We start from the raw sequence: 15108 nt of genomic DNA on the forward strand, positions 1-15108 counted from the left end.
GGTGCGCCACGAGAATTCGTGCCGGAGGGCTGTCGGCCGGCGCGGCGGCAACCACCGACGGGGTGTTCCGGTCGAGCGCCGGTGGGCCGACCGGCTGGTGCCGATCGGCCCCTCCCGTCAACGGGCGACCGGGCCGGCCCCCGGGCCGGACGTGGCCAGCCGGACCCGCAGCCTTCCGCCGCTGCGGGCGTTGACCCGTTCCAGGATCGTGGAGATCGGGGCGTAGGAGTTCCGCTCGTTCGGGTTGGTGCAGGCGCCCTGCCCCGGGTCGCCGTTCGAGAGGATGCCCAGCGCCTTGCCGTCGGCCTCGGTGAACAGCGGCCCGCCGCTGTCTCCCGGCCGGGCGCAGATCCGCACGTCGATGCCGCCGCTGCTCTTGCCGGTGACCTCCCCGCACCGGGTGCCCGGCACGTAGCCGGCGCCGGCGCCGGAGTCGACGTACTGCTCACCGGCCTTCGGGGTGTACGCCGCTCCGGTCGCGCAGACGACCCAACCGCTCTGGATGGCGCTCCACGGCACGTAGCCGGTGATCCGCACGTCCCGGCTGCCGCTGGTGGCGCAACGCGGGTTGTCCGCGACGCACCAGTAGTTGACCAGGCTGGGTGTGCTGGTGGCCCCCCGCGGATACGTCCACCGGGGCAGGGCCCCAGCCTGGTACGGCATGATCGCGTAGTCGTACGGGTAGGCGTTCTCGGCCAGGTCCGGGTTCGGCGCCTCCACGGTCACGGGCACCTTCGGGCCGAGGAACTGATGCCAGGTCCGGTCGACCTGCTGGTGGCGTCCGCCGACGACGCAGTGCCCCGCGGTCAGCACGTACGCGTCGCGCACTCCGACGGTGAGGTTGAAGCCGGTGGTGCAGCCGCCGACGGTGCCGTCGTCGCGCGGCACGTCCAGGCGGATGCCGCCGCGCATCGGCGCCTGCATGCAGTAGCGCGGGTCGCACGCCTTCGGCACGTTGGTCACGGGGGTCCGGACCTGGGTTCGGGTCGGCACCCCAGCGGCGCGGCGCGCCTCGGCCAGCCGTGGGTCGTCCGCCGTGATCTGGTCGCCGGTGAGCACCACGATCTCGTTGGCTCGCGGATCCACCACGACATCCGAGCCGGGTGACGCGTCGAGCGTGACGGCGATGGCGGCTGCGGCCTCGGCGAGCTGACCCAGGGCGTGCCGCACGGCGACCACCCGGACGTTCACCGGGTCCGTCACCTCGGCCACGGCCGCCCGCACCGCCGCGACGTCGGTCGCTCCGACGGTGAGCACACCGCCGGCCTCCTGGTCGAGCCACATGCCGCCGTACGAGCGCGGGACCTGCTCGGTCAGCCGAGCGGCGAGGGGGGCGGACAGTTCCTGGAGGGCGAGCCGCCGGGCCGCCTCGGTCGCTGAGATCCGGTAGCGGTCGCGCAGGTACGCGACGGATTCGGGCGCGGCCTGAGCGACGACCTGGGCCGGTCGGACGCGCACCGGCCCGGAGGTGGCATTCGGCTCCGTCCTCTGCTCGGTCTGCGACCCGGGCGCGACGCCACCGGGGGCGGTTGCGCCCGGTGCTGCGCTCGCTCCGCTGGTTGTCGCGCTGCCCAGCCCTTCCTCAGCCGCTGCCGCGGTCGTCGACGGGCGCTCGGCTCCGTCTCCTCTGGTCACCGCGACGGCGGCCCCGATCAGACCGATGACGGTCAGCCCAGCCACGATCATGCGTCCCCGTGTGCGCACCCCGTACCCTCCCCGTGCGTTCGGTGGTGCCGGCCGGAAGGATCCGGCCGATGTGGGCGGCCTCACCGCGCGGGTGTGGCCGACGAGCGGTGATTGTAGCTAGACCAGTGACTCCCGCCACTGCCGATGCAGGGCGGCGTACCGGCCGTCGGCTTCCGCAAGCACGGCGGGTGGGCCGTCCTCGACGACCCTTCCGCCGTCGAGGACGAGCACCCGGTCGGCGGTCTCCACCGTGGAGAGTCGATGTGCGATCACCAGTGCGGTGCGGTCGCGCAGGATGGTGCCGAGTGCCCGCTGCACCAGACGTTCCGTCGGCACGTCCAGCGACGACGTCGCCTCGTCCAGGATGAGCACTGTCGGGTCGGCCAGGAACGCACGGGCGAACGCGACCAGCTGCCGCTGCCCGGCGGAGAGCCGGCAGCCGCGCCGGTGCACCTGAGTGGCGTACCCCTGGGGTAGTGCGGCGATGAAGTCGTGCGCGCCGATCGCCCGCGCGGCGGCCTGGACGGCGGCGTCGTCGGCCCCCGGGCAACCGAACCGGATGTTCTCCGCGACGGTCCCGCTGAACAGGTGGTTCTCCTGCGTCACCAGCACCACCGCGCGGCGCAGGTCGGCGTCGCGTACGTCGCGCAGGTCGACCCCGTCCAACCGGACCGCGCCGGTGTCGGGGTCGTGGAAACGGGCGACCAGCTTCGCGATCGTCGACTTGCCCGCCCCGGTGGGGCCGATCAGCGCCACCGTCTGCCCGGCTGGCACGGTCAAGTCCAGCCGGCAGAGAATCGGGGTGTCGGCCCGGTAGCCGAAGCCGACCGAGCGGAAGATCAGTTCACCACGGCCGGGACCGGTCGGCAGCGGTGTGGGCCGGGTCGGTTCGGCGACGGCTGGTCGTTCGTCGAGCACCCCGGCCAGCTTCTCCAGCGCGGCGGTGGCCGACTGCAACGAGTTGTAGAACTGGCTCAGCTCCTGCATCGGCTCGAAGAAGCGGCGCAGGTAGAGCAGGAACGCGGCGAGCACACCGATCTCGGTCTGCCCACCGAGCACCCGCCAACCGCCGTAGCAGAGCACCACAGCCACCGTGACGTTGCCGATCAGCTTGATCGCGGGCGAATACGTGGCGATCAGCCGGAACGCGTGCAGGCTGCTCCGCCGGTAGTCGTCGCCGAGCGCCACGAAGATCCGTTGGTTGCGAGGCTCCCGGCGGAACGCCTGCACCGCCCGGATGCCCCGCATCGACTCGACGAAGTGCACGATGACCAGCGCGACCGCGTCCCGGGTCCGTCGGTACGCGCTGGCCGACGACCGGGCGAACCAGCTGGAGAGCGAGAACAGGAAAGGGAAGGCGAACAGCGTCACCGCCGCCAGCGGCAGGTCCAGCCAGAGCAGGATGGCGGCCACCGACAGGATCGAGAGCCCGGCCAGCACGAGGCTGTCGATCCCACCGTCGACCAGTTCGGCGATCGAGTCCAGGTCGCTGGTGAGCCGGGAGACCATCCGACCGGACGTGTACCGCTCGTGGAAGCCCACCGAGAGCCGCAGGAAGTGCCCGAACACCCGCTGCCGCAGGTCGAGCAGGACGGCCTGGCCGATCCGGGCGGAGAGGGTGAGGAAGCCCCGGCGGGCCGCGTACTCGGTCACCGAGGCCACCGCGAACGCCCCGGCGACGGCGACCAGCGGTCCGGCGTCGCCGGCGCGCAACGGCGGGATGGCCCGGTCGATGCCGATCATGACCAGGTACGGGCCGGCCATCGCGGCGGCGTTCTGGGCCAGCAGCAGGGCGACCGCCGCGGCGAGGCGCCTCCGATGTGGGCGGAGCAGGTCGCCCAGCAGGGTGCGGCTGAGCCGGCGCAGCCGGGCCACCGCCTCGGGGCTGGTGTCCTCGGCTCGACTGCGGTCAGCCTCCGGGTCGGTGGCGGTTCCGCGCCAGCGGTTGAGCTCGGGCTCCTCCTCGGGAGGTGGGTCGGCCTGCTCCGGCACGCTCACGAGCGCACCAGCCCCCACCCGTCCGAAGGGGACGGACTCGGGCCGTTGGCCCCGGGCGGCGGTGGATGCCCGGCGGGCGGCTCGGCGGCGAGCAGTGCCCGGTACGCCGGAACGGTGGCCAGCAGGTCGGAGTGCCGGCCGGTCGCGGTGATCCGTCCGTCCTCCAGCAGGGCGACACGGTCGGCCAGCGCGATCGTCGACGGCCGGTGCACCACCAGCAGTGCGGTGCTGTCGCGCAGGACCCGCCGTAGCGCCGCTTCGACCAGGGCCTCGGTGTGCACGTCGAGAGCGGAGAGCGGGTCGTCCAGCACCAGCACCGCCGGTCGGCCGAGCACGGCCCGCGCCAACGCGAGCCGTTGCCGTTGCCCGCCGGAGAGGGACAACCCCTGCTCGCCCACCCGGGTCGCCAACCCCCAGGGCAGGTCGTACGCGAAGTCGGCCTGGGCCAGCGCGAGGGCCGCGCGGATCTCGTCGTCACCGGCGTCCGGGCGACCCAGGGTGAGGTTCTCCCGCACCGACATGGAGAAGAGGGTGGGCTCCTCGAACGCCACGCCGACCAACCGGCGCAGCGAGGCCAGCCGCAGCTCGCGCAGGTCGTGCCCGTCCAGGGTGATCCGGCCGGTGGTCACGTCGTGCAGCCGGGGCACCAGGGAGAGCAGCGTGCTCTTGCCGGAGCCGGTGGCGCCGACCAGGGCCAGCGTCTCGCCCGGCTCGATGGTCAGGTCGATCTCGCGCAGCACCCCTGTGGTGGCACCCGGGTAGCTGAACGCGACCCGCTCGAAGCGCAGCCGACCGTGCACCGCGTCGCGCGGCAACGCGACCGCGCCGGGAGCATCCACGATCTCCGGTGGAGTGTCGAGCACCTCCTGGATCCGGTCGGCGGCGGTGGCCGCCTCCTGACCGTTGGCGATGATCCAACCCAGCGACTGCACCGGCCAGATGAGCATCAGTTGGAGGCTGACGAACGCGACCAGCTCGCCGATGGTGAGCGCGCCCTGCGCGGCGGCGGCAGCCCCGGCCGCCAGCACCACGCCCAGGGTCACGTTGGGCACCAGGTCGAGCAGCGCCGAGGTGTTCGCCAGCAGCCGACCCTTGCCCACGCCCGTGTCGTGCAGCCGCCGGGCCGCACCGGCGAAGCGAGCGGCCAGTTCGGGCCCCCGCCCGTACGCCTTCATGGTGCGCAGGCCCTGCGCGGTCTCCTCGACCAGCGTCGCCACGTCGCCCTGCTGATCCTGCATCCGGCGGGACGCGGCGTGGTAGTGCCGGCCGAACCGGCGACTGATCAGCAGCAGCGGCACCGCGCTGGCCGCGACCAGCACCCCGAGCGCCGGGTGCAGGTTGATCAGCAGCACCACCACGACCACGTACGTGGTCAGGTTGAGCACCAGGAAGAACACGCCGAAGGAGAGGAACCGGCGGATCACCGACAGGTCGCTGGTGATCCGGGAGAGCAACTGGCCGGACTGCCAGCGGTCGTGGAAGCTGGTTGGCAGCCGTTGCAGGTGGGCGTAGACGTCCGCGCGCAGCGCCGCCTCCATGCCCACCGCCGAGGACGACTGCACCCACCGGCGGATGAAGATGAGTACCGCCTCGACGACGCCGAGCAGCAGCGCCAAGCCGCCGAGTTGGAGCAGTCCGGCCGGTTCGTGTCGGGCCACCGGCCCGTCCACGACCCGTTGCACGACCAGCGGTACGGCGATCCCGGCCGCGGTGCCGGCGAGGCCCGCGACGAGCAGCCAGGCGAACTCGGCGGCGTACGGGCGCAGGTAGGGGCGCAGCCGCCAGAGGTTGTGCACGGGGTGGGTGCCCGCGGCGGCCCGGGCGGCCGGGTCGCCGTCGCTCTCCACAGGCACTACCCGACGGTAGCGTCAATGAGTGTCGATGCTCCTGTCAGCTTGTTGTCAAGCGTCGCTCATGACCGAGAAGCCACTTCTTCACGTCCAGCCCCCAGCGGTAGCCGCCGAGCGTGCCGTCGGTGCGAAGAACCCGGTGGCAGGGCACGAAGAGGGCTGCCGCGTTCCGGGCGCAGGCGGCCGCGGCGGCCCGCACCGCCGGTGGCCGACCGGCCAGCGCGGCGTATCCGGTGTAGGTGACCGGGGTGCCCGGGGGCACCTCGCGCAGCACCTGCCAGGCGTGCGCCATGAACTCTCCACCGGTGCGTTGGCGCACCGGCACCGCGTCGATGGCGGCGAGGTCACCGTCCAGGTAGGAGTGGACCGCCGCACTGACCGGGCCGAGGTCGGCCCGCTCCCGTAGCGGTGCCCGCAGGGCCGGGTGGACCAGGGGCAGCAGCGCCGCCGGGTCCGGGGTGAAGCCGGCCGCCCGTACGTCACCGTCGGGGCCGGCGAGGATGCTCAGTGGGCCGGCCGGTGTGCTCAGTACGGTGCTGTCGATGTTCATGCCGCTCTCCAGAGTCTGATCGTGGCGTAGGACCGCCAGGGACGCCAGCGCTCGGCGTACCTGTCGAGGGTCGACGGGGTGTCGGGCAGGCCGAGTGCGGCGGCGCCGCGCCGGACCGCGAGGTCGGAGCCGAGCAGGATGTCCGGGTCGCCGAAGGCGCGCATGGCCAGGTAGTTGGCGGTCCACGGGCCGATGCCGGGCAGCGCGAGCAGCCGCCGAACGGCCTCCTCCCGATCCACCCCAGCGGCGAGGTCGACGGACCCGTCCACCACGGCCCGAGCCAATCCCCGCAATGCCTCCCGCCGCCCCACCGGCATCCCGAACCCCGAGTCCGGCAGCGACAAGAGCTCCTCCGCGCTCAAGAACCCCCGCAGCTCACCCCGTTGATCATGAGGTTGACCTGGGGTTCGATCTTCATCGACCTCGTCAACCTCATGATCGACGCGGTGGGAGAGGAGGCGGTTGAGGGTTGTTCTTGCGGACGTGACCGAGACCTGCTGGCCGATGATGGCGCGGACGGCCTGCTCGAAACCGTCGACGGCGCGGGGGACGCGGATGCCGGGTTCGGCGGCGACCACCGGGGCCAGCGCAGGGTCCGCGGCCAGCGTCGCGTCGATGGCCGCCGGGTCCGCGTCCAGGTCGAGCAACCGCCGGCAGCGCGCCACCGCCGGCGCCAGGTCGCGCAGGTCGGCGAGCCGCAACGTCGCCGCCACGTGCCCGTCCGCCGGGGTCAGCGCCACCTGGCCGGTGCCGTGCGGCAACCGCAGACCCCGGTGGTACGTCCCGTCGCGGACCGCCTCCACGCCAGGCAACGCCCGCACCGTGAGGAAGTCCAGCAGCGCCCGGGCGTGCAGGGGCGGGCGGTACGCCAGCCGGAGCGCGATGGTCCCCGCCCCGGCCGGCGCCTGCTGACGTCCTCGGGCCGTGCGCAGGTCCGACGGGGCGCTCGCGTACACCTCGCGAAGCGTGTCGTTGAACTGCCGCACGCTGCCGAAGCCGGCGGCGAACGCGATCTCGGCCATCGCCAGGTCCGTCGTCTCGATCAGGATCCGGGCGGTCTGGGCGCGTTGGGCCCGGGCCAGCGCGAGCGGACCGGCGCCCATCTCGGCGCTCAGCATCCGGTGCAGGTGCCGCTCGGTGTAGCCCAGCCGGGAGGCCAACCCCGGTACGCCGTCCCGGTCGACAACCCCGTCGGCGATCAGCCGCATCGCCCGACCGACCACGTCCGCCCGGACGTCCCAGAGCGGTGAGCCGGGCGCGGCGTCTGGCCGGCAGCGCCGACAGGCGCGCAGCCCGGCACCCTGCGCGGCGGCGGCGGACGGGAAGAATCGGACGTTCTGCCGCTTCGGGGTGATGGCCGGGCAGGACGGCCGGCAGTAGATCCCGGTGGACGTCACACCGGTGTAGAACCAGCCGTCGAACCGCTGGTCACGGCTGTCCACGGCCCGGTAACACCGCTCGAAGTCCATCTCCATGTCACCGATGATGCCCCGCTCGACCGGTCATCGGCTGGCGGGAATCGGACCTGGGTGTGCGCGCCGGGTGCGGGGCCCGCCCCGGGTCAGCGGCGGCGCCGGTGCGGCTGACCGGACCGGCCGGTGCGGGAGCCCTGACTGGTTCGGTCGGCCTGGCCGGCGCGGCTGGACCGGTTGTTCTGACCTGCGCGGTTGGCCTGACCGGTGAGCAGAGCCGATCGGAACACAGCGTCCGGGTCGTACCGCTTCCACAGCCGCCGGACCCGGGCCCCGGTCTCGCCCGGGTAGATCCGGGCGAACGCGGCCGGGTCCGGCCGGCTCTCGAAGTTGACGTACGCGCCGTCGGCGCGTGCCCCGGCGGCCCGCCAGGCGGCGTTCAACGCGGCGTCGGCCTGCGGCGGAAAGACCGAGGCCACGATCAGCGTGTCCTGGTGGCGATGCGGGTACGCGGTTGCCTCGGAGGCGACGTCGTTGACCGCCCCACCCAACGAGCGGAGCTGGATCACCGCCCGCCCCGGCCCGGTCACCGCTCGCGTCACGGCCCGCGCCCCGGCGTCGTCCAGCGCGGTGAACAGACCGTTGGTGGTCGTGCCACGCTGCTGCCCGACGTTGGGGTTGAGGTGCGCGGTCGGCACGAGCGTCGGATAGGGCAGCAGGTCGGTCCGGTGTTCGAGCACCTTGCCGATGGCGAGCAGCGGTTCCACCGCCGGCCGAGCGCGGCGCAGGCTCTCGGCGGCGACCACGGCGGTGATGGACATGAGCACCGATCGACCCTCGGCGTACACCACGGCGGCCGCGGACAACTCCCGTGGTGCCTGGGCGAGGTAACTCGTCCACTCCCGGACGGTGCGACCGTCCGGATGCGCCTCGACGACCAGCTGCGCGACACCGACGTTGCGCTGCTCGACCGCCTCGATCTCGAAGGCCACCACGATGCCCGCGCCGGCCCCGGCCCCGCGGACCAGCCAGAACAGTTCCGGCTCGTGGTCGGCGTCCGCGCGTACCAGCGTCCCGTCCGCCAGCACCACCTCGACGGCGCGGACCCGGTCGATGGTGAGGCCGTGGGCGCGGACCAGCCAGCCGACACCACCGCCGGTGGCCAGGCCGCCGACACCGACGCCGCCGTAGTCACCCGAGCTGATCACCAGGCCGTACGGGGCCAGCGCCTTCGCCACGTTCGCCCAGCGCGCGCCGGCCTCGACCCGGACCAGTCCGGCCCGCTCGTCGATCACCTGAACCCGGTTGAGCATGGACAGGTCGATGACCACCCCACCGTTGTTGGAGGAGGCTCCGGAGAGACCGTGCCCACCGCTGCGGACCGCGACGGGCAGCCGCTGCTCTCGCGCGTAGCGCAGCGCGTCGACCACCTGCGCGGTGGTCTTCGGCAGGAGGACCGCAGCCGGCGACGCCGACCTGGTGTACGTCGAACGCAGTTGCGCGTACCGGCGGTCGCCGGGTGTGACGATCTGCCCCCGGAGGGAGTCGGGCACCCGGGCCATGGCGGTGCTCATCGTCGCCCCCGCAGCTGGCGGCTCGGGTGTCCGGGATCGGTCATGGCCCAAGGATGAGCGGGCACGCCGGCCTCGACAAATCCGGTGGACCGGTGCCCGCCGGCCGCTGCGACGCGCGACGCTCGCCGGTACGGGGAGCGCCGCGCGAAGGTGACCGGAATCTCCTGGGTTGACCGGTCAGACCGGGGCGAAAGAACCACCGATCTGACCGGTGATGCTCAACGTGACGGGCTCGGCGAGGCAGTCGGCCGACCCGGCACGCCGGGCGGGTCTGACGGGCTCGGCTCGACCGTCGGCCGGCCCGGTACGCCGGGCGGGCCCGGCCGGCTCGTCGGGCTCGGCTTGACCGTCGGTTGGCCCGGTACGCCGGGCCGCCCCGGCGGGATCGTCGGGCTCACCTGGGCGCCCCCGGGGCTGGGCTCGACCGTCGGCACCGTGGTGGGCGCGGACGGGGTGGGCACCGGTGGGCTGGGCACGGGCGGGCTGAGCACTGTCGCCGGGCCGGCCGGGCTGGGCACCGCCGGGGGAGACTCGTCCGAGCCGGTCGCGGCCACGGCGAGTGGCGTGGCGATCAGGATCGCCGCCAGCGTGCTCACCGCCCCCACCGTCACCGTGGCGCGGCGTCGGTTGCGCACCCGCCGTTCCGCTCGGCTCAACTGGTCATGCACGATCGGTGCCTCCTCGGCCAGGTCGGTGAGGGTGGAGCGGATGAGGTGCTCGAAGGGTTCGGTCATCGCCGTACCTCCAGCCTGTCGACGTCCGGCAGCAGGTCGCGTAGTCGCTTCACCGCTCGATGGGTACGGCTGCGTACGGTCCCCACCGAGCAGCCCAGCAACTCGGCCACCCGGGCTTCGGGCAGGTCCTCGTAGTAGCGGAGGACCACCACCGCACGCTGTGTCGGTGGCAGGTGACGCAGCGCGGCCCGCATCGCCAACCGCACGTCGGTGCCGCCGCTCGGGTCGCCGCCGACCGGTTCGTCGGCCGGGTTGAGCGGCGTCTCCCGCCACCGGCGAAGTCGCCGCCACCAGCTGATCTGCTCGCGGTACATCACCACCCGCAGATAGCCCTCGGGATCGGCGTGCCGGATGGTTCCCCACTTCGGGATGGTCCGCGCCAACGCCGACTGGAACAGGTCCTCAGCGGCGTTGCGGTCCCCGGTCAGCAGGTACGCGACCCGCATCAGCGCCGGAGTCCGGCTGCCGACGAACTCGGCCAGCCGCGCGCGCTCGTCCTCGTCCACCCACCACCCCCGTTTCGTTGTCACAGATACAGACGTCGCAGGTCATCGTCGCTATCCACGATCGGTGGGGTTTTTCGGCCCGAAAGTGTCGGTCGTGCCGGGTAGCGTCCGGCCACCAACTGAAGAAGGGGTGCGGCGGATGACGAGCGTGGCGGGTTGGGCGGCGGCGTCGACACCGGGTGCGTTCCCGCCGCTGCCCCGCGCGGTGGCGCAATCCTTCTACCGCCGGATGCGGGCCGTCGCGCCGGCCGCCGTGGGCGCCATCGAACGGGACCGGGCGGGCCACCCCGAGCAGGGCTTCTCCGACACGGCCTGCGGCCGATTGGCCGGCTCTCTCGACGACGCGGGCCTGCGGGCGCTCGGGATGTGGACGCACCACTGGTGCATGCGCTTCTACGACGACGACACGAGGGTCGGCCGGCGGTTGATCCGCGAGATCGCCGCGCGGCCGGGGCTGGGCTGGACGGCCGACGAGGTGCGTTGGATGCTGCGCGAGTCGGTCTCGGCCGGCCCGGCCGCCGCCGACCGGTTCACCCTGCCCCGCGCCGCCGCCGGGCAACTGCCGCCGGCCGACCGTCGGGCCCTGGGCCGTTGGCCCGAGGTCGAGGTGCCCCGCCAACGGCGGCCCGACCAGGCTGGTTGATCACGAGGCTGGCGGGGCCTGACAGCCACCCGCGGGTGGCTGTCAGGCCCCGCACCGAGCGAACAGGAGATCGGCTGCGGCAGGATGGACGCCGCACCACCCCCGACGGAAGGACGCTTCGATGCCCGCCAGCGAACCGACCATCATCGCCACCAGCATGGGCTTCTTCCGGGGCGACCGCGGGCCCTACGACCTGCGCCCCAGCCCGGTCTTCGAGCTGGCGGCCGAGTTGGCCGAGGCCGGTCCGCAGCCGCGGGTCTGCTACCTCGGGCAGGCCGTCGGCGACCAGCCCACCTCGCTGACCGCCGTCTACGGCGCGTTCGCCGACACCCGGTTCCGGCTGTCACACCTCGCCCTGTTCCCGATGCCGAACGTCGAGGACGTCCGCGCCCACCTGCTCGCCCAGGACGTGATCTGGGTCGGCGGCGGCAGCGTGGCCAACCTGGTCGCGGTGTGGCGGGTGCACGGGCTCGACGAGATCCTGCACGAGTGCTGGCAGGCCGGCGTGGTGCTGGCCGGCGTCTCCGCCGGCTCGATCTGCTGGCATGTCGGCGGTGCCACCGACAGCTTCGGCCCCCGGCTGCGCGGCTTCACCGAGGGCCTGGCCTGGCTGCCGTACGGCAACGGGGTGCACTACGACAGCGAGGGCCAGCGCCGCCCGCTCATGCACGAGCTGGTCGGTGACGGCACACTCCCCACCAGCCACTGCACCGACGACGGCGTCGGCCTGGTCTACCGGGGCACCCAGCTGGTCGAGGCGATCGCGGACCGCGAGGGTGTCTCGGCGTACGAGGTCAGCCGGGGCGCCGACGGCAGCGTCCGGGAGGCGGTCATCGCCCCCCGCCGGCTCGGCTGAGCGTCACGCCTCCTCGACCGCCTGTCGGCGACGCAGCACCGCCTCGAAGACCTGGGCCAGCTCGGCGGCGTCCTCCCCGGCGTGGTGCGTGTGCGGCACGTCGTGCAGGCCCAGCTCGTGCTTGATCGTGCCCTTGCGGGTCTGGACCCACTCGCTGCCGGTCAACCCCATCCAGTAGCTGCGAAGATCGACGCCGGAGCCGGTCGCACCGAACGGGCTGTGCCCGACGAAGCGGACGAAGTACCAGTGCACGAACATGCCGTCCCAGACGGCCGGGGCGGCGAGGAAGACCGGACGGCCGACCCGGCGCAGCCCGTTGACCCAGGCCGCCGCGGCGGACATCGCCTCCTGCGCGGTGGGTGCCTCCCGCAGCAGCCGGTCCCGGTCCAGGCCGGAGACGGCCAGCGCCGCAGGGACGAACTCGTCGGAGATGGGACGCAGTTCGGTGTAGAAGGTCAGGTCCGGGCGGCCGGCCACGGCCATGCCCAGCGAGATCATGCTGTACGGCCCGGGGATCGGCCCGTCCGCCTCCACATCGACGGCGATGTACAGCTCGGGCAATGTCGAGGTCATCCCACACCTCCAGCAGCGGAACATCGAACCGGGAGACTAGCAACGCCCGACGCGGCCCGGTGGGAGCGACGATCGACCACCGGCGGGGCGCCGAATCGGAGCCGCCTGGACCGGCCCGGCCGGGACCGGCGTAAGCTGGCCCGTCGTGAGTCTCACCATCGGCATCGTCGGCCTGCCCAACGTCGGCAAGAGCACGCTTTTCAACGCGTTGACCAAGAACGACGTGCTGGCGGCGAACTACCCGTTCGCCACCATCGAGCCCAACGTCGGCGTGGTCGGGCTGCCCGACGAGCGGCTGGGCAAGCTGGCCGAGATCTTCTCCTCGCAGAAGGTGCTGCCGGCGCCGGTGTCGTTCGTCGACATCGCCGGCCTGGTCCGCGGCGCGTCGAAGGGGCAGGGCCGGGGCAACGCCTTCCTGGCCAACATCCGGGACGCCTCGGCGATCTGCCAGGTCGTCCGGGCCTTCTCCGACCCGAACGTGGTACACGTCGACGGCAAGATCTCCCCGGCCGACGACATCGAGACGATCAACACCGAGCTGATCCTCGCTGACCTCCAGACCCTGGACAAGGCGCTGCCCCGGTTGGAGAAGGAGGCCAAGCTCCGCAAGGACCGGGCCGCCGCCGTCGCCGCCGCGAAGGCCGCGATCGAGGTGCTCGACGGTGGCACCACCCTCTACTCCGGGGCCGCCGCCGCCAAGATCGAGGTGGAGCACCTGCGCGAGCTGCACCTGCTCACCACCAAGCCCTTCCTGTACGTCTTCAACGTCGACGAGGCCGAGCTGGCCAACGAGACGTTCCTCGACGAGCTGCGCGCCCTGGTCGCCCCCGCCGAGGCCATCTTCATGGACGCCAAGATCGAGTCCGAGCTGGTGGATCTGCCCGAGGAGGAGGCCCGCGAGCTGTTGGAGTCGATCGGGCAGAACGAACCCGGCCTCAACCAGCTCGTCCGGGTCGGCTTCCGCACCCTCGGCCTCCAGACGTACCTCACGGCCGGCCCCAAGGAAGCGCGCGCCTGGACCGTCCCGGTCGGCGCCACCGCGCCGGAGGCCGCGGGTGTCATCCACAGCGACTTCCAGCGCGGCTTCATCAAGGCCGAGGTGGTCTCGTACCACGACCTGGTCGAGCACGGTTCGATGGCGGCGGCCAAGGCGGCGGGCAAGGTCCGCATCGAGGGCAAGGAGTACGTCATGCAGGACGGCGACGTGGTGGAGTTCCGCTTCAACGTCTGAAACCGGCCCGTTGCCGCAGGTCAAACGGTCGGTGCCTCGCCCTGGGGCGGAACTGCGCCATGTGCGCCCGCAGCGCGGCGGCGACGACCTGAGACAGCGGCACAGTCCGGCGCGAGGGCTGCGCACGATGTCGGCTTCGACCTGGGCGTTACCTGATCGGCCAGGGCGATCTACCTGCCGGCGCCGCCGCACCGAGGTTGGATGTCGAGAAGAGTCTCGTCGTACCAGACGTCCTCATAGCCGGGTGCGAGTACCACGCCCCAACCTGGTGGGAGTGCGAGGTACGGCCCAAGCTCTGGGGCGTGCTCGTCCAGGTGCTCAACATGCAAGGGTGCGAAGAAGTTGTCGTCACACTGGGGGATCGCGGGGCCGCGCCAGATGAACCAGCCGTTGCTGTTGGCTGCGATCGGGTGCCGCAGGGCGTTAAGCGGTTCCAGGTGACGTGGGCGCGACAGTGCGAGGCCGACCATCGTTCGCTGACCCGGCGGCGCTGGCTCGACCGTGAAGCGTCGACACATGCCGCGTTGTGCGGCCGAGACACTGGGACCCGGCGGGCGTCGACGCCAACTGATCATGTCGCTCATCATGTGGAGCTGAACTGTCACGGGTCAACCGGAGTACGACAGCCGGACTGCCGGCGATGTCGGGTCTCGGGACCTGCATGACAGATCAGTCTCGGGACGTAAGTGACACGTCCGGCTAGACGATCTCGAACCCGGCTGCTTCTTGCGCGGAGACAGGACCGCCGAGCCTTGCTGGAGAATCACGGTATGGATGTCCCCGACCTTCTTCGCCGGGCCGCCTCTCGCGTCCCCGCGTCAGCGAGGAGCAGCACTGGCTGGACGGTGACCGATGCGAGTGAGTACGTCGGACACCATGACTGGGAAGCTGCACTGGACATCCTCATGGAGCTTGGCGATGTCTACCCCGCCGAGACCTCGTTCTGGGACCTCTGCGCCCAGGCCGCCCATTGGATGCAGCTCGACAGAGCCGAGCGATGGTGTCACTGGCGTCGGTTTGAAGTGCTCCACGGCGTTATCCGCGCGGACCTTCAGCTCGTCGAGTCCGCTGCCTCGGGTGGCCGGCACATGCCCATACCAGGCGATGGGCGCCTTCGACCGCTGTGGGACATCGGGGACGTGACAGCCGCGGGCAACCCGGATCTGTACGTCGCGCGGATCTGGGTCGAGCACGAGCCGGACCTTAAGCCCGGCGAGCGCGGTGTTGTTCGGCTAGCACCCTTGAGCCCGGAACGCTGGCGACGTCTGACAGGCGGCGATGTGATCACGATGCACGAGCAGATGCCCGAAACCGGTGCAGCGACCATCACCGAGGCCACGTTCCCCTAACGGCTTAGGGAGGCCGCCTGACCGTTGCTACGTCTGGCTGTCACGCAGGTCCTGATAACGATGTGTCGCGCAGGTCCCGAGACCGGACACCGGACTGCCGGCGATGCTTGGTCCCGCATGATGTTTGACGGATCGGCGTCGCAGGA

General features: G+C 72.2%; 14 protein-coding genes. 4 read left to right on the plus strand and 10 right to left on the minus strand.

Annotated elements, in window-relative coordinates:
• Positions 1 to 117: 117 nt before the first annotated feature.
• From ABTW72_RS12960 to ABTW72_RS12995, 8 genes are all read right to left on the minus strand, one after another.
• On the minus strand, positions 118 to 1704 hold the full coding sequence (locus ABTW72_RS12960; protein ID WP_350858027.1) for a trypsin-like serine protease: 1587 nt from the start codon (positions 1702 to 1704) through the stop codon (positions 118 to 120).
• Positions 1705 to 1803: 99 nt separating this feature from the next.
• Positions 1804 to 3684: an ABC transporter ATP-binding protein gene (locus tag ABTW72_RS12965; protein ID WP_350858030.1), complete on the minus strand. Its 1881-nt coding sequence runs from the start codon at positions 3682 to 3684 to the stop codon at positions 1804 to 1806.
• Positions 3681 to 5537: an ABC transporter ATP-binding protein gene (locus ABTW72_RS12970; RefSeq protein WP_350858033.1), complete on the minus strand. Its 1857-nt coding sequence runs from the start codon at positions 5535 to 5537 to the stop codon at positions 3681 to 3683. Before ABTW72_RS12970 ends, ABTW72_RS12965 begins: the two co-directional genes overlap by 4 nt.
• A gap of 37 nt (positions 5538 to 5574) precedes the next feature.
• A complete protein-coding gene (locus tag ABTW72_RS12975) occupies positions 5575 to 6084 on the minus strand; it encodes a methylated-DNA--[protein]-cysteine S-methyltransferase (protein WP_112583756.1) in 510 nt (169 codons plus the stop codon).
• Positions 6081 to 7559 carry a DNA-3-methyladenine glycosylase 2 family protein gene (locus ABTW72_RS12980; protein WP_350858036.1) on the minus strand — a complete coding sequence of 493 codons (1479 nt, stop codon included), beginning with the start codon at positions 7557 to 7559 and terminating at the stop codon, positions 6081 to 6083. The genes ABTW72_RS12975 and ABTW72_RS12980 overlap by 4 nt, the downstream gene beginning before the upstream one ends.
• Positions 7560 to 7645: 86 nt before the next feature.
• The gene (locus ABTW72_RS12985) at positions 7646 to 9070 is read right to left on the minus strand and encodes an FAD-binding oxidoreductase (RefSeq protein ID WP_350858038.1); all 1425 of its coding nucleotides are present in this window, start codon (positions 9068 to 9070) and stop codon (positions 7646 to 7648) included.
• Between the two features lie 218 nt (positions 9071 to 9288).
• Positions 9289 to 9804, minus strand: a complete 516-nt coding sequence (locus ABTW72_RS12990; RefSeq protein WP_350858041.1) for a hypothetical protein — start codon at positions 9802 to 9804, stop codon at positions 9289 to 9291.
• A complete protein-coding gene (locus ABTW72_RS12995) occupies positions 9801 to 10310 on the minus strand; it encodes a SigE family RNA polymerase sigma factor (RefSeq protein ID WP_091406289.1) in 510 nt (169 codons plus the stop codon). Before ABTW72_RS12995 ends, ABTW72_RS12990 begins: the two co-directional genes overlap by 4 nt.
• A gap of 139 nt (positions 10311 to 10449) precedes the next feature.
• Here ABTW72_RS12995 and ABTW72_RS13000 point away from each other — a divergent pair, with 139 nt between their 5' ends.
• Both ABTW72_RS13000 and ABTW72_RS13005 read left to right on the plus strand, forming a co-directional pair.
• Entirely contained in the window at positions 10450 to 10953 is a 504-nt protein-coding gene (locus ABTW72_RS13000) for a hypothetical protein (RefSeq protein WP_350858044.1), read from the plus strand.
• 121 nt (positions 10954 to 11074) lie between these two features.
• Positions 11075 to 11809 (plus strand): Type 1 glutamine amidotransferase-like domain-containing protein, encoded by a 735-nt coding sequence (locus tag ABTW72_RS13005; protein WP_112675753.1) that lies wholly within the window; start codon positions 11075 to 11077, stop codon positions 11807 to 11809.
• A 3-nt stretch (positions 11810 to 11812) separates the two neighbouring features.
• Here the strand turns inward: ABTW72_RS13005 and ABTW72_RS13010 are convergent, their stop codons facing one another.
• The gene (locus ABTW72_RS13010) at positions 11813 to 12382 is read right to left on the minus strand and encodes an exonuclease (RefSeq protein ID WP_350858047.1); all 570 of its coding nucleotides are present in this window, start codon (positions 12380 to 12382) and stop codon (positions 11813 to 11815) included.
• A 145-nt stretch (positions 12383 to 12527) separates the two neighbouring features.
• Between ABTW72_RS13010 and ychF the strand changes: the two genes are divergently transcribed.
• Positions 12528 to 13613, plus strand: coding sequence for a redox-regulated ATPase YchF (gene ychF / locus ABTW72_RS13015; protein ID WP_350858050.1), 1086 nt, complete (start codon positions 12528 to 12530; stop codon positions 13611 to 13613).
• Between the two features lie 170 nt (positions 13614 to 13783).
• Here the strand turns inward: ychF and ABTW72_RS32720 are convergent, their stop codons facing one another.
• Positions 13784 to 14200 carry an immunity protein Imm33 domain-containing protein gene (locus ABTW72_RS32720; RefSeq protein ID WP_502892204.1) on the minus strand — a complete coding sequence of 139 codons (417 nt, stop codon included), beginning with the start codon at positions 14198 to 14200 and terminating at the stop codon, positions 13784 to 13786.
• A gap of 258 nt (positions 14201 to 14458) precedes the next feature.
• Between ABTW72_RS32720 and ABTW72_RS13020 the strand changes: the two genes are divergently transcribed.
• The gene (locus ABTW72_RS13020; RefSeq protein WP_350858053.1) at positions 14459 to 14962 is read left to right on the plus strand and encodes a hypothetical protein; all 504 of its coding nucleotides are present in this window, start codon (positions 14459 to 14461) and stop codon (positions 14960 to 14962) included.
• The last annotated feature ends 146 nt before the right edge of the window (positions 14963 to 15108 follow it).

It is taken from the genome of Micromonospora sp. NPDC127501 (assembly GCF_040302185.1).
Lineage (GTDB): Bacteria > Actinomycetota > Actinomycetes > Mycobacteriales > Micromonosporaceae > Micromonospora.